Annotated in this window: 16 protein-coding genes; 13 read left to right on the forward strand and 3 right to left on the reverse strand. The window is 65.0% G+C overall.

The annotated features are described in order from the left end of the window. Positions 1–36 precede the first annotated feature (36 nt). A complete protein-coding gene (locus EO245_RS00485) occupies positions 37–315 on the reverse strand; it encodes a hypothetical protein (RefSeq protein WP_199798660.1) in 279 nt (92 codons plus the stop codon). Positions 316–519: 204 nt separating this feature from the next. Between EO245_RS00485 and EO245_RS00490 the strand changes: the two genes are divergently transcribed. The 4 genes from EO245_RS00490 to EO245_RS00505 are packed head-to-tail and all read left to right on the forward strand — an operon-like array spanning position 520 to position 2,490. Continuing rightward, entirely contained in the window at positions 520–804 is a 285-nt protein-coding gene (locus EO245_RS00490) for a DUF2282 domain-containing protein (protein WP_128891092.1), read from the forward strand. A gap of 25 nt (positions 805–829) precedes the next feature. Then, positions 830–1,279, forward strand: coding sequence for a DoxX family protein (locus EO245_RS00495; RefSeq protein ID WP_128891093.1), 450 nt, complete (start codon positions 830–832; stop codon positions 1,277–1,279). A 24-nt stretch (positions 1,280–1,303) separates the two neighbouring features. Further along, entirely contained in the window at positions 1,304–1,834 is a 531-nt protein-coding gene (locus EO245_RS00500; protein WP_128891094.1) for a sigma-70 family RNA polymerase sigma factor, read from the forward strand. Then, the gene (locus EO245_RS00505) at positions 1,831–2,490 is read left to right on the forward strand and encodes an NrsF family protein (RefSeq protein ID WP_234026912.1); all 660 of its coding nucleotides are present in this window, start codon (positions 1,831–1,833) and stop codon (positions 2,488–2,490) included. The genes EO245_RS00500 and EO245_RS00505 overlap by 4 nt, the downstream gene beginning before the upstream one ends. Before the next feature lie 3 nt (positions 2,491–2,493). Here EO245_RS00505 and EO245_RS00510 read toward each other — a convergent pair whose 3' ends face one another. Further along, complete coding sequence (locus EO245_RS00510) at positions 2,494–3,489, reverse strand: zinc transporter ZntB (protein WP_128891095.1); 996 nt, start codon at positions 3,487–3,489, stop codon at positions 2,494–2,496. Between the two features lie 70 nt (positions 3,490–3,559). On the opposite strand from EO245_RS00510, the gene ispG reads away from it, so the two are divergent. The 6 genes from ispG (at position 3,560) to EO245_RS00540 (ending at position 8,667) form a co-directional block, all read left to right on the forward strand. Next, on the forward strand, positions 3,560–4,687 hold the full coding sequence (gene ispG, locus EO245_RS00515; protein WP_128891096.1) for a flavodoxin-dependent (E)-4-hydroxy-3-methylbut-2-enyl-diphosphate synthase: 1,128 nt from the start codon (positions 3,560–3,562) through the stop codon (positions 4,685–4,687). A gap of 3 nt (positions 4,688–4,690) precedes the next feature. Further along, on the forward strand, positions 4,691–4,921 hold the full coding sequence (locus tag EO245_RS00520) for a hypothetical protein (RefSeq protein WP_234026913.1): 231 nt from the start codon (positions 4,691–4,693) through the stop codon (positions 4,919–4,921). Positions 4,922–4,959: 38 nt separating this feature from the next. Further along, positions 4,960–6,390: a hypothetical protein gene (locus EO245_RS00525; RefSeq protein WP_128891097.1), complete on the forward strand. Its 1,431-nt coding sequence runs from the start codon at positions 4,960–4,962 to the stop codon at positions 6,388–6,390. Next, entirely contained in the window at positions 6,387–6,899 is a 513-nt protein-coding gene (locus EO245_RS00530; RefSeq protein WP_128891098.1) for a thioredoxin family protein, read from the forward strand. Before EO245_RS00525 ends, EO245_RS00530 begins: the two co-directional genes overlap by 4 nt. 34 nt (positions 6,900–6,933) lie before the next feature. Further along, positions 6,934–7,809 carry a histone deacetylase gene (locus tag EO245_RS00535; protein ID WP_128891099.1) on the forward strand — a complete coding sequence of 292 codons (876 nt, stop codon included), beginning with the start codon at positions 6,934–6,936 and terminating at the stop codon, positions 7,807–7,809. Positions 7,810–7,950: 141 nt separating this feature from the next. Continuing rightward, positions 7,951–8,667 (forward strand): murein L,D-transpeptidase catalytic domain-containing protein, encoded by a 717-nt coding sequence (locus tag EO245_RS00540; RefSeq protein ID WP_128891100.1) that lies wholly within the window; start codon positions 7,951–7,953, stop codon positions 8,665–8,667. A 13-nt stretch (positions 8,668–8,680) separates the two neighbouring features. Here EO245_RS00540 and EO245_RS00545 read toward each other — a convergent pair whose 3' ends face one another. Continuing rightward, the gene (locus EO245_RS00545) at positions 8,681–10,036 is read right to left on the reverse strand and encodes a L,D-transpeptidase family protein (RefSeq protein ID WP_128891101.1); all 1,356 of its coding nucleotides are present in this window, start codon (positions 10,034–10,036) and stop codon (positions 8,681–8,683) included. Positions 10,037–10,220: 184 nt separating this feature from the next. On the opposite strand from EO245_RS00545, the gene EO245_RS00550 reads away from it, so the two are divergent. The 3 genes from EO245_RS00550 to EO245_RS00560 all read left to right on the forward strand — a co-directional run bounded on the left by EO245_RS00550 (position 10,221) and on the right by EO245_RS00560 (position 14,369). Continuing rightward, the gene (locus tag EO245_RS00550) at positions 10,221–11,111 is read left to right on the forward strand and encodes a DMT family transporter (protein ID WP_128891102.1); all 891 of its coding nucleotides are present in this window, start codon (positions 10,221–10,223) and stop codon (positions 11,109–11,111) included. A 133-nt stretch (positions 11,112–11,244) separates the two neighbouring features. Then, positions 11,245–13,920 carry an aconitate hydratase AcnA gene (gene acnA, locus EO245_RS00555; protein ID WP_128891103.1) on the forward strand — a complete coding sequence of 892 codons (2,676 nt, stop codon included), beginning with the start codon at positions 11,245–11,247 and terminating at the stop codon, positions 13,918–13,920. Continuing rightward, a complete protein-coding gene (locus EO245_RS00560) occupies positions 13,920–14,369 on the forward strand; it encodes a rhodanese-like domain-containing protein (protein WP_128891104.1) in 450 nt (149 codons plus the stop codon). The genes acnA and EO245_RS00560 overlap by 1 nt, the downstream gene beginning before the upstream one ends. Positions 14,370–14,433: the final 64 nt, after the last annotated feature.

Consider the following 14,433-nt stretch of genomic DNA (forward strand, 5'->3'; position numbering starts at 1 on the left):
GGTGTTGGGACGACCGGGCCGCACCGGTTGGTCCGATCAGCCCAGGTCGCCGATCGTACCGCCCTTGGTCAGGCACTCGCCCGCCTTCATCGCCTTGAAGCCGTGACCCTTGCAGGCGTTCTGGCCCTTGCAGGCATTTTCGGTGGTCTTGCAGTCTGCGTTGCCGGCGCAGTCGTGCACGCCGTAGCAATGCACCGTATCGTTCGCGCCGATCGCGCGGCCAGTGCTTCCCGCCGGCGGCTCGGCGGCGAATGCGGCGGCAGAGGTGAGGGCGAAAGCTGCTGCGGCAGCGGCGAAAGCGGTATTTCTGGTCATTGCAAGCACTCCACAAGACTTGTGAGAACGAGAGGGATGTCCGCGAAGGGACATGGGACCATTCGTCCGCGCAGTGCGGCTGGTTACAGTGCCGGATTTTTTCGCAGGCCGCGTAACCGATCGCGGGCCTGCCCCGAACTCCCCGACAGCTTCACCGCCTGGGTGCAGCCCCCTTCAATGGTCCCGTCCACGGAGTTTGGAAGAATGAACACGACCAATATCGCCCGCATCGCCGGCCTCGCCCTTGCGGCAGGCATCACTGCCGGCCTCACCGTGACCCCGGCTGCTGCCCAGAGCGGCGGCAAGGAGAAGTGCTACGGCGTCGCCAAGGCAGGCAAGAACGACTGCGCGGCAGGTCCGGGCACGAGCTGCGCCGGCACTTCCACTCGCGACTACCAGGGCAATGCCTGGAAGCTGGTCGACAAGGGCACTTGCGTGAAGATCAAGACGCCCAAGGGCAACGGCTCGCTGACGCCGATCAAGCGCTGACACGAGGCCGAACCGGAGAGCAGCCATGCAGCGCGCCATATCCCTCTACGACCGGACGACCCGTTTCCTGTCCGGCTCCCTGATCGAGAGCGGCGCGCTGCTACTCACCCGCCTTTCGCTGGCCGGCGTCTTCTGGCGCTCGGGCCGGACCAAGGTGGTCGAAGGCAGCTGGCTGCAGATCGAGGAGACGCAGTACTATTTGTTCGAGGAATTCGGCCTGCCCGTTTCTCCGCAAATCATGGTCCCGATGGCGACCTATGCGGAATTTTTCCTGCCGGTCCTCGTCGCCTTGGGCCTCGCGACGCGTCTGTCCGCCCTCGCCCTTCTTGGCATGACGATGGTCATCCAGTTCCTGGTCTTTCCGGAAGCCTGGTGGGCGACCCACAGCCTGTGGGCGGCGATGGCGCTGGTCCTCGTCAGCCGCGGCGCAGGCCTTTTTTCGCTCGACGCGCTCATTGCCAGGGTGCGAGGGTGATCCCGCTCTCGGGGGAGAGAAACGATGATTGCAGACGAGCCGACCCTCGCCAGTTTGATGGCCCGCTCGCAAAAGGGCGACCAGCAGGCCTATGCCGTGCTGCTTACCGAAGTGCAGCTGTGGCTGGAACGCTATTTCCGCCGCCGCTGCGCCCCGGCCCAGCTCGACGACCTGGTGCAGGAAGTGATGATGGCGGTGCATAACAAGCGCGCCACCTGGGACCCGACCCGCGCATTCCTGCCGTGGCTGGCGGCGATCGCGCGCTATCGCTGGGTCGATCACCTGCGCAAGGTCTATCGCAACGAGGAAGACGCGCTGGAAGATTTCGACGCGCCGGAAGACAGCGAGGAAGAAGCCGTCCTTGCCCGGCTTAGCCTCGAGCGCATGTTCGTCCACATTCCCGAAAAACAGTCCGAAGCGATCGAGCTGGTGAAGATCGAAGGCCTGTCGATCAGGGAAGCCGCCGAGCGGAGCGGGCAAAGCGAATCCGCCGTCAAAGTGAATATCCATCGCGGGCTGAAGAAGCTATCCGCGCTCGTAGAGAAGGCAGAATGACCATGAACCCCGAACGCGGCAGGGTACCCAATCCCCTGATCGACCAGCTCACGCAGGAGCTCGAACCGGTCCGTGCAATCCGCCTGCGCGACGGGCTGGCGCTCGTCGCTCTCGCGATGGTCGGCACGGTCCTCGCCGTCGAGTTCATCGACGGGCTGTGGCGCGGCGCCTTTGCCGGAGAAGCCTCCGCCTTCTTCGTCATCGGTAACGGGTTGCTGCTCGTCCTCGGGCTTGCAGCTGCGACAAGCGCCGTCGGCATGGCCAGCCCGCGCGTCGGCAATCGCCACGAAGGACCCAAATGGGCGATGGCGATGGCCGCCGTCCTCCCCGCAGGCGCGCTCCTCTCGCTGCTGGGCCACGACCATCCCGCGAGCGGTTTCGACGATCCCTATGGCCTCGAATGCATGACCAAGGGGTTGATCGCGTCGCTGCTGGTCACAGGGTCGCTGGTGGTCTGGCTGCGCCGGGGTGCACCGGTTTCGGCCAGTGCCGCTGGCCTGCTGGTAGGCACAGCAGCCGCATCGCTGGGGAGCGTCGCATACGGCCTCGCCTGTCCGATCGACACGGTTGCGCACATCGGCATCTGGCACTTCGCGCCGGTCCCGATCGGTGCGCTTATCGGACGCCTCGCCCTGCCCCCGCTACTTCGCTGGTAGCAGCTAGAGCCACTTCCATTTCCAGAAGAACACCAGCTGCGCGACCAGGATCGCGAGGCACAGCGCAACGACGATCCAGAACGCGTCCCCATCGTTCACCCCCGGTATCCCGCCCACGTTGATGCCGAGCAGGCCGGTGAGGAAGCCGAGCGGCAGGAAGATCGCGGCGACGATGGTCAGGATGTAGTTCGTCCGGTCGGAGCTTGCGACCGCGCGGGCGCGCAGCTCGTCCATCAGCACAACCGCGCTTTCCTTGCTGATGTCGATATCGTCGAGATACCGGCGCAGCCGATCGATGGTCTCGGCCATTTCGCGCCGGTCGTGATCCTCGAACCAGCCGGGAGCATCGCGGCTGATCATCTCGAAGGCGGCGTGCTGCGGACCCATGTGGCGCTTGAGCGCGAGGCAGTTGCGCCGGATCGTGGTGATCTTGTCGAGAGTTTCATCCGCTTCCTCGTCGAGATCGGCCGCCTCGCATTCGTCGATATGCGCGTTCATGTCGACGATCGACTGGTTCATCCGCGCGATCATGTGCTCGGTCAGCGAGGTGATGAGCGCGCCGGCATCGCCCGGGCCGCGCCCCCGGTCGATTTCCGCCAGCGTGTCGCGCGGGGTCTGGAGCGGCTGGCGGCGCAGGGTAATCAGGCGCTTGCCGTCCGACCACAGCTGCATCGAGACCATGTCTTCGGGCTCTGCGCCCGGATTGAAGTTGATCCCCCTCAGCGTTGCGACCAGCGTGTTGCCTTCGCGAAAGGCTCGCGGGCGGGTCTCGTTGCTGGTCAAGAGCTCGGCGGTCGGCTCCGGGATAGCCATCACCTCCTGCAGCCAGTCGTAGACACCCTCCCGGTCGCGGCACAGGTGGAGCCACAGTACCTCGTCGGTATTGGCCGGCTGCCAGTCCTGCACACCTGCCCAGTCGATCGGCCTTCCCCCGCCGGCCCCGTCCAGCACGCGGGCGAAGAGGAGCGGCGTGCCGGCTTCGGTATCGTGTCTTTCCATTCGCTCCTCATGCACGATGGGGTGCGCCCTGTCATTGCCCCTTCACATGCACGCGCGTATAGGCAGCCCCATGTCCGAGATCCGTCCCTGGCGCACCATCGAGCGCCGCAAGAGCCGCCAGATCATGGTCGGCGATACCCCCGTCGGCGGCGATGCCCCCATCACCGTCCAGACGATGACCAATACGCCGACCGAAGATGCGGTTGCGACGATCGACCAGATTCGTCGCTGCGAGGAAGCGGGCGCGGATATCATTCGCGTATCCTGCCCGACCGAAGAATCGACCGCGGCCTTCGCCAAGATCGCGAAGGCGGCCCGCGTGCCGCTCGTGGCCGACATCCACTTCCACTACAAGCGCGCGCTCGAGGCCGCCGATGCCGGGGCAGCCTGCCTGCGGATCAACCCGGGCAACATCGGCTCATCCGAACGCGTTGCCGAAGTCGTTCGTGCCGCAAAGGCGAACGGCTGCGCGATCCGCATCGGCGTGAATGCCGGCAGCCTGGAAAAGGACCTGCTCGAGAAATACGGCGAGCCCTGCCCCGAAGCGCTGGTTGAAAGCGCGCTCGACCATATCAAGCTGCTGCAGGACCACGACTTCCACGAATACAAGGTCGCGGTGAAGGCGTCGGACGTCTTCCTCGCGGTCAGCGCCTACATGGGCCTCGCCGAAGCGGTCGATTGCCCGCTGCATCTCGGCATTACCGAGGCGGGCGGCCTGATCGGCGGCACGGTCAAGAGCTCGATCGGTATCGGCAACTTGCTGTGGGCGGGCATCGGCGATACGATCCGCGTCAGCCTCTCTGCCGAGCCGGAAGACGAGGTGCGCGTCGGCTTCGAAATCCTCAAGGCGCTCGGCTTGCGCACGCGCGGAGTGCGCGTCGTGTCCTGCCCGTCGTGTGCGCGGCAGGGCTTCGACGTGATCCGCACCGTGCAGGCACTCGAAGAACGCCTCCAGCACATCAAGACGCCGCTCTCGCTCTCGGTTCTCGGCTGCGTCGTGAACGGTCCGGGCGAAGCGCGCGAGACCGACATCGGAATTACCGGCGGCGGCAAGGGCAAGCATATGGTATATCTGTCCGGCGTGACTGATCACCATGTCGAGGACGGCGACATGCTCGACCACATCGTCGAGCTGGTCGAGAAAAAGGCCGCCGAAATCGAAGCCGAGGCGGAAGCCAAGGCGATAGCAGCGGAGTAGGCCATGACGAGCGAGACGACGACCGAGAACGTGGAGATCCTTCCCCCGGTCGAAACGTCTCGCAAGCTCGGTGCCGCAGCGGTGGGCGCTACCGCTCTCGGTGCGCTTGCCTTGGGAGCGGTCGCGCTCGGCGCTTTCGCGGTCGGGCGACTGGTGGTTGGCCGGATGACCATGGGCGATGCGCACATCAGGCGCCTGCGGATCGACCGGCTCGAGATCGGCGAAATCGACTGATACTGCCGGCAGCGGCGGAAAATTGCGGGAGGGGTTAAGTGGCCGAACTCGAAACGGATTATCTCGTCATCGGCGCGGGCGCGGTCGGCCTCGCTTTCGTCGACACGCTGCTCGAGGAAGACCCGGACGCGACCTTCCTGTTCGTCGATCGCCACGCCAAGCCGGGCGGCCACTGGAACGACGCCTATTCCTTCGTGACGCTGCACCAGCCCTCCGCGATCTACGGACTTGAATCGACCCCGCTCGGCCAGGACCGGATCGACACCGCCGGGCCGAACAAGGGCTTCTACGAGCTGGCTAGCGGCGCGGAAGTGCTCGCCTATTTCGACAATGCGATGCGCGACCGGCTGCTCCCGAGTGGACGGGTGCAATATTTCCCGAATTGCAATTACCTCGGCAATCACAGCTTCGAGAACCTGTTTTCCGGCGAGCGGCAGACGGTGAAGGTGCGGCGCAAGGTCGTCGATTCCACCTATTTCGAAACCTCGGTCCCCGCGACGCACAAGCGCCAGTTCGATGTTGCCGAGGGCGTGCGCATCGCCATCCCGGGCGACCTGCAGGACCTCTGGAAACAGCCGGAGGAGATTCCCGAAAACTACGTCATCCTCGGCGGCGGCAAGACTGCGATGGATACCGGCGTGTGGCTGCTGCAGGCAGGCGTCCCGGCCGATCGCATCACCTGGGTTCGCCCGCGCGAGAGCTGGTTCCTCAACCGCGCCTTCATCCAGCCGGGCGAGCAGTTCTTCGAGAAGGTAATCGAAGGCCAGACCGCGATCTTCGAAGAGGCCGCCAAGGCGGACAACGTCGACGAGCTGTTCCTCGCGCTGGAAGAGCGCGGCTTCATGCTGCGGCTCGACAAGGACGCGCTGCCGCGCATGTTCCATTATCCGGTCATCTCCACCGGCGAGATCGAGCTGCTGCGCCAGATCGAGAATGTCGTGCGCATGGGCCGCGTGACCTCCATCGAGGCGGATCGCATGGTGCTGAAGGAGGGCGAGGTTCCGGTCGCACCGGACACCATGTTCATCGACTGCACCGCCTCTGCCGTGCGCCCCAAGCCGACCCGCCCGCAGTTCGAGCCGGGGCTCATCACCCTGCAACTCCTTCATGTGCCGCTGGTCACGCTGAACGCAGCAGTCACCGCAGTGATCGAGGCGAATTTCGACACCGACGAGGAGAAGAACGCGCTCGGCATGCCGGTGTCCTTCATCGACACGATCGGCGGCTATGCGATGACGCTGCTCGGCACGGGCATGAACCGCATGGCCTGGGCGAACAATCCGGTCCTCAGCAAGTGGCTCGCCCAATCGCGGCTCGATCCCTCGGCGAGAACCGTTGCGTGGCTGCAGGCCAATGCGCCCGAGAGGCTCGCGGTCGTCGGCAAGATGATGCAGGCCAGCATGGCTGCCGGGCCGAACCTGCAACGCCTCGCGATGCAGGCGCAGCAACAGGACAACGCCGCCGCATGACATCGCCATTCAGGTCGGCCTTCGCGCCGCTTTCCGCGCTTCTATTGCTCTCCGCCTGCGCCGCGACCGGCGGCGGTGCAGCCTATCATCCCGAAGCGACGCCCTATGTCGATGTTGAAGATGCTGCCGCCGATCTTGCGGCGGCAGAGGCGGGAGCAGCGATCGAGGGCAAGCTGCTGCTCGCCGTGTTCGGGGCCAACTGGTGTCACGACAGCCGCGCGCTTGCCGGCTGGCTTGAAAGCGAGCGCTTTCGCCCGTTGGTCGAAGCGCACTTCACCGTGGTCTATATCGATGTCGGCACCCCGCAGAACGGCGAGGGACGCAATCTCGAACTCGCCGCCATGCGCGGGGTCGAGGATATCGAGGGAACGCCCAACCTGCTCGTCATCCGCCCGGGGCAAATGCGCGCACTCAACGCGGATAGCGCGAAGACCTGGCGCAATGCCGCCAGCCGCAGTGCCGAAGAGATTTACGCCGAGCTAGAAAGCTATGTGAGCGCGCAGGAGTAGGCCGGTTCTCCACGTCGTCCACCATGCCGACTACATGGCTCCGCGCCCCGAGCGCGGGACGTTCAAGTTCGACAAGTATTTCCTCGTCATGGAGGAACTGCGCGCCAGCGGCGAAGCGCTGACCGAGCACGCACCCGACCCCTGCCCGCGCGAATGGCTCGAGGCAGTGCATTGCCCCGAATATGTCGAGCAGGTCTTCACCGCCTCGGTCCCGCGCGAGAAGGAACGGCGGATCGGCTTCCCCGTCACGCAGCACATCGCCAGCCGCGTGCGTCACACCAATGGCGGAACGTGGCTCGCCGCACAGCTCGCGATGGAGCACGGCTATGCCGCCAACAGCGCGGCCGGGAGCCACCATGCGCTGCACGATACCGGCGCGGGTTACTGCGTGTTCAACGACCTTGCCGTGTGCGCCAACCGGCTGCTGGCCGAAGGCGATGCGAAGCGCGTGCTGATCGTCGATTGCGACGTGCACCAGGGCGATGGAACCGCAAGCCTCATGGCGGGCCGCGAGGATGTCTTCACCCTCTCGCTCCATGCCGAGAAGAATTTCCCTGTCCGCAAGGCGCGGTCCAGCCGCGATATCGCGCTGCCCGACGGAATTGGCGATGACGATTACCTCGCAGCGCTCGAAGAGGCGTTGCCCGCTATCGTCGAGCAGTTCGCACCCGATATCGTGCTCTATCAGGCGGGGGTCGATCCGCATGAGCAGGACAAGCTCGGCCGGCTTGCCTTGAGCGACGAGGGGCTGGCGCGGCGCGATCGTTTCGTGGTTGCGCAGGCGCGCTCGCGCGGCCTCCCCATCGCGAGCGCGCTTGGCGGAGGATACGGCGAGGACCAGCGCGCGGTAGCGGCGCGCCATGCCCGCTCGATGCTCGAAATGGCGGCCGAAAACCGCCTCTGGGGCTGAATTTCCGGCCTTCGGACTGCATTCGGTCCCACACGGAGCACGGCGAGGCTCGCAAAAGCTAACATTCGTTTGGAGGAGCGCGCTCGAGCGATTATCTTTCCGTTCACACTTCGCGGTCGAAAATATGCTATGGTACGAGCCATGAACCGGAGAGAACTCCTCACCACTTCCCTAGCGGCAGGCGTTGCCGCCACGCTGCCCGTGCGGCTGGCCGCCCAGGTGCGCACCGGCACGGCGCGCGATGCGATCCTCGCCGACATCGCCAAGCGCGAGCAGCAGCGCGCGGGCGACCTGCTGTGGCGCCGGGATGTCGTGGGTATTGCCGATTTCGGCCTGCGCAGCAGCGAGCCGCGCTTCCACTTCGTCGATCTGGAGCGGGGCGTGGTCGATTCCTACCTCGTGAGCCACGGCGACGGTTCCGATCCGGAACATGACGGCTGGCTCAACTGGTATTCGAACGAGCACAATTCGCACTGCACCAGCAAGGGTCTCTACATGACCTACGGCTGGTACACCGGGCGCTACGGCACCTCGATCAGGCTCGAAGGGCTCGACCCGACCAATTCCAATGCGCTCGACCGCGCGATCGTCATGCACCGTGCGCAATATGCCGAGCCCGAGCATGTCGAGAAATGGGGCCGCCTCGGCCGCTCGAACGGCTGCTTCGCGATGGGCGATGCGGATTTCAAGCTGGCGCTACTGAAGCTTGGCGGTGGCCGCGTGCTGTTCGCCGACTCGCTTGGCCTCGCTGCCGATGGCACCCGCGTCGAGCGCCCGTCGCAGGAAGCCGGCGAAATCCGCCTCGTGCGCAATGAACCGCCGCGGGGCGAGGAAATCCTCACCCCCGGCGTTTACTGACACTCAAGCAAAATCAGCTGTCGCGCAGGTCGTCCTCTAGCGGAATGATCTGCTCGCCCGTCACGCGCGCACGGTTAGCCACGCGCGGCTTGTCGAGCGATTCCAGCACCGGTGCATCGCGGCCATAGATGTCGGGGAAGGTGCGAAGCTCGCCCTCGATGTCCTGCCCCATGGTGAAATAGGTGATGTAGACCGGCATGGTCTTCTCGAAGCCGACGCGGGTGTACTTGCCCGAGGTCAGCGTCGATTTCGCCTCGTCCGCCGATAGCCCGCCGCGCAGGATGGCGAGCGTTATCGCCAGTTCGGTCGCGCGTTCGGTGCGGATGCAGCCATGGCTCAGCGCGCGCCGTTCGGTGCCGAACAGGTGGCGCGAGGGCGTGTCGTGCAGGAAGATCGCGTGCTTGTTGGGCATGTCGAGCTTCATCAGGCCGAGCGAATTGCCCGGACCCGGCTGCTGCACGACGCTGACCCAGCCATTCGCGCCCTTGGTCGCGGTATAGCCGTTGCGCTTGGCCCATGCCGGATTGCCGAGCACGCGGGCACCGAGCCCTTCGCCCTTCACGATCGACTGCGGCACGGTCCAGGTCGGATTGAAGATCACGCCCTCGACGCTTTCGGCAAGCTGCGGGGTCGCGGTGCGGCCCGGCTTGCCGACGACGGTGCGATAGGTGCGCACGATCTTGTCCTTGACCGTCAGGCGAAGCTGGTACTCCGGCACATTGGTCATCAGGTACTGGCTGCCGAGATCGCGGGCGAGCCAGCGCCAGCGGTCCATGTTGGCGCGGATCAGCTTGCGCTTCTCGGTGTTGCTGGCCGGCGTTTTCGCCAGCTCGTCGCGCAGGCGGTAATAATCCGGGTGTTCCGGCATGATCGTCTTGAGCGTACCGGCAAGGTCGCCGCTCTCGAGCGCTTGCGCCATCAGCTTGCCGGTCGGGTAGCGATCCTGGTCGGGATCGAGCACGAACCACTGCTTGCGCGAATCCATCGGCGTGCGGCCGTCGCGCAGGTCTTCGACGACCCATGCGAACATCTGGCTCGCCAGCGCATCGAGTTCCTCGCCCTCGCCTGCTGCGATCGCGGCCTTGAGATCCTGCGGACGGTATTCGGTCGGGTTCAGCCCCTCTTCGCCGAGGCCTTCGATGATGCTGACGAGGAAGCGTGCATTGTCGAGCGACCACGGCTGGACGACGGGAAATTCCGGCTGCGCCATTTCGTCGATCGCCTGGACGACCTCTTCCGACACCATGACGGTTTCGTCCGCTTCGACCGGTTCGCTTTCGATTTCGGCCGGTTGCGGGAGGAGGTTTTCCGGCTGCGAACTCTGCGCAGCAATGGCCGCAGGGGCCAGCGCGCACACGGCGGCAGTCAAGGAAAGGCGAAGAAATGCTGGTTTATTCACGTCAGTCCCACCCGAGGATTTGTGCCGGGTTACCTAACCCGGAGATACGGATTTTGCCGCATCTGCGAATTGCTATCAACCATATTGGCTTTCTCGGCGCTGAATTCACGACGAGTGGTGACGGCGGGACACAGCGGGCCTATTCCCTCCCGCGATGAACCGGAATCCGCACCTTCTCCCGCTGCTGGCGGCATTGCTCGGGGTCGGGTTCCTTTCCCTCATGGATGCCTTCATGAAAGCAGCGGCGCTCGCTGCGGGAGCCTACAGCGCCTCGGTCATGCGCTCGGCTTTCGGGACGGCGATGATCGCCCCGGTCTGGCTGCTGCGCGGCGGACGGTGGCCGAAGATGCCGGTCCTGCGCATCCACCTGCTGCGCGGCACCGTCTCCGCTTTCATGGCGCTCAGCTTCTTCTACGCGCTGACCAAGCTGCCGATTGCCGAGGCGATCGCCATATCCTTCGTCGCGCCGCTCATCGCGCTCTATCTCGCCTTCGTGCTGCTGGGCGAGCAGATCAAGCGCAAGGCGGTAATCGCTTCGCTGCTCGGTTTCGCCGGCACGCTGGTGATCATCGGCGGACGCCTCGGCCGGGTGGAAAGCGATATCGAGACGCTGAAAGGTCTTGCCGCGATCCTTTTCTCCGCCACGCTCTATGCATGGAACTTCATCATCATCCGCCAGCAGGCCCAAGTCTCCAGCCCGGAGGAGGCGACCACCTTCCATAGCGGCGTCGCGCTGATCGTGCTGGGCCTCTTCGCACCTTGGTTCTTCGCCATGCCCTCGCCCGGCGCGCTGTTCGATATCGCCATGGGTGCAGCGCTGACCGTGTGCGGGGCAATGGCGATCACCTGGGCCTATGCCCGCGCGGAGGCGCAGGTGCTGGTCCCGATCGAATATTCCGGTTTCCTCTGGGCGAGCCTGTTCGGCTGGCTGTTTTTCTCCGAGATGGTCACCCCCACGACCCTGCTCGGCACCGTCCTCATCGTCGGCGGTTGCTGGATCGCGACCCGCTCCGATCCCGTCCCGCCCATGACACAGCCGGAATAAGGCCGATTCAGGGCCCGAATCGGCCCGACTCCCCTTGACGCAAAGGCCTTTAGCGCGCAGTTGCCGCGGCAGATTTCGGCGCCGGCGAAACCGCCGTCAGCGCCCGCCACTTTAGCAAAGGAAGCCATCGCGCATGACCCAGGTCGGCAAGGACACGCTCGGAACCCGTTCAACCCTCACCGTGAACGGCAAGGATTACGCCTATTACTCCTTCGCCAAGGCGGCAGAGACGATCGGCGATGTTTCCCGGCTCCCCTTCAGCCTGAAAGTCCTGCTCGAGAACATGCTGCGTTTCGAGGACGGCGGCTTCACCGTCTCGACCGATGACGCGCAGGCGATTGCCGACTGGCAGAAGAACCCGTCGACCGGCAAGGAAATCCAGTACCGCCCGGCGCGCGTGCTGCTGCAGGACTTCACCGGCGTTCCCTGCGTGGTCGACCTCGCCGCAATGCGCGATGCGATTTCGAAGCTCGGCGGCGACACCGCCAAGATCAACCCGCAGGTTCCCGTGAACCTCGTGATCGACCACTCGGTCATGGTCGACGAATTCGGTCACCCCAAGGCGTTCGAGAAGAACGTCGAACTCGAATACGCCCGCAATGCCGAGCGTTACGACTTCCTCAAATGGGGCTCGAAAAGCTTCCAGAACTTCTCCGCCGTGCCCCCGGGCACCGGCATCTGCCACCAGGTGAACCTCGAGTATATCGGCAAGGGCGTGTGGTCGACCGAAGACGCGGACGGCAACGCCGTCGCCTACCCCGACACCTGCGTCGGTACCGACAGCCACACGACCATGATCAACGGTCTCGGCGTGCTCGGCTGGGGCGTCGGCGGGATCGAGGCGGAAGCAGCCATGCTCGGCCAGCCGGTTTCCATGCTGATCCCCGAAGTCGTCGGCTTCAAGCTGACCGGCAAGATGGCCGAGGGCGTCACCGCGACCGACCTCGTCCTCACCTGCGTCCAGATGCTGCGCGAAGTCGGCGTCGTCGGCCGCTTCGTCGAGTTCTACGGTGAAGGCGTCGCTCACCTGAGTCTTGCCGACCGCGCGACCATCGCCAACATGGCACCGGAATACGGCGCGACCTGCGGCTTCTTCGGCATCGACGACAAGACGCTCGACTACATGCGCCTGACTGGCCGCAGCGAGGAAACCATCGCGCTGGTCGAAGCCTATTCGAAGGAACAGGGCATGTGGTTCACGCCGGAGAACGAGCCGGTGTTCACCAAGACGCTCGACCTCGACGTTTCCACCGTCGTCCCGAGCCTCGCCGGTCCCAAGCGTCCGCAGGACAAGGTCATCCTCCCCGAGGTGGACGAGCTGTTCAACGGCGACCTCAAGTCGATTTACAAGAAGGACGCGCCGGTTCGCGTCGGAGTCGATGGCAAGGACCACGACATCGGCGACGGCGACGTCGTGATCGCGGCCATCACCAGCTGCACCAACACCTCCAACCCCGACGTGCTGATCGCTGCCGGCCTCGTCGCCAAGAAGGCGAACGAGAAGGGCCTCAAGCCCAAGCCGTGGGTCAAGACCAGCCTCGCACCGGGCTCGCAGGTCGTCACCGACTACCTCGAGAAATCGGGCCTGCAGGACGATCTCGACGCACTCGGCTTCGACCTCGTCGGCTACGGCTGCACCACCTGCATCGGCAACTCGGGCCCGCTCGCCCCGCCAATCAGCAAGGCGATCAACGGCAACGACATCGTCGCGGCCAGCGTCCTTTCGGGCAACCGCAACTTCGAAGGCCGCGTATCGCCCGACGTGCGCGCCAACTTCCTCGCCTCGCCGCCGCTGGTAGTCGCCTATGCGCTCAAGGGCACGGTGACCGAGGACATCACGCAGACCCCAATCGGGCAGGACCAGGACGGCAACGACGTGATGCTGGCCGACATCTGGCCGACCAACGCCGAAATCGCCGAACACCGCGCGGCCAATATCGACCGCGAAATGTTCGAAAGCCGCTATGCCGACGTCTACAAGGGCGACGAGCACTGGCAGGCGATCAAAGTCGAAGCGTCGGACACCTACCAGTGGCGTCCGGGCAGCACTTATGTCGCCAACCCGCCCTATTTCGAGGGCATGGAAATGACCCCGGCACCGGTCACCGACATCACCGATGCGAAGCCGCTCGCGATCCTCGGCGACAGCGTGACGACCGACCACATTTCGCCGGCCGGTTCGATCAAGGAAGACTCGCCTGCCGGTGAATACCTGCTCTCCAATCAGGTCTCGAAGGCGGACTTCAACTCCTACGGCTCGCGCCGCGGCAACCACGAAGTCATGATGCGCGGCACCTTCGCCAACATCCGCATCAAGAACGAAATGGTCCCGGGCGTCGAGGGTGGCTACACCACCTACAATGGCGAGCAGATGGCGATCTACGACGCCGCCATGAAGCACAAGGAAGACGGTACCCCGCTCGTCGTCATCGGCGGCAAGGAATACGGCACCGGCTCCAGCCGCGACTGGGCGGCGAAGGGCACCATCCTGCTTGGCGTGCGCGCCGTCATCGTCGAAAGCTTCGAGCGCATCCACCGCTCGAACCTCGTCGGCATGGGCGTGCTTCCGCTGCAGTTCAAGGAAGGCGACACGCGCGAGACGCTCGGCCTGAAGGGCGACGACAGCTTCTCGATCAAGGGTCTTGCCGACCTCAAGCCGAGCCAGGACGTCGAAGTCGAAGTGACCCGTGCAGACGGTTCGACCTTCAGCTTCACCGCGCTGTGCCGCATCGATACCGCGAACGAGATGGAATATTACCGCAACGGCGGCATCCTCCACTACGTTCTGCGCAACCTGGCCGCCGCCTGATGCGGCTTCGGCCCGCCCTCCTCGCGATCCTCGCCCCGCTGGCGCTTGCCGGCTGCACGGGGAGCGGGGCGGGCGTGCCGACGGATAGCGGCGCAGTTGCGAGCGCACGCGTCGCCACGCTCGATGCAAACCAGCTCGCGACCCTTCTGGCGGCGGGCGAGGTCGTATTGATCGACGTTCGCACGCCCTACGAGTTTGCCGACAGCCGAATCCCGGGCGCGCTCAATGCGCCGCTCACCCATTTCGATCCGGCGGCAATCCCCGTCGATACGGCGCGCGAGGTAATCCTCTACTGCGGTTCCTCGCGCCGTTCGGCCATCGCGGCAGAGCAGCTTGCCGACCATCGCGGCGTGGTCGTGCGCCATCTCGCCGGCGGTATCCGCGCCTGGACCGATGCCGGTTACGAGACGGTCGCAAACGATCCTTCGGACGATCCGCGCTCGCGCTGACGTAACGTCCCGCTCCATGCCACAGGCATGGCAGGCAGCGCCCGGTTCATCGCATCGCAAGCAT

The organism is Erythrobacter sp. HKB08 (genome assembly GCF_004114695.1).
Classification (GTDB): Bacteria; Pseudomonadota; Alphaproteobacteria; order Sphingomonadales; family Sphingomonadaceae; genus Parerythrobacter_A.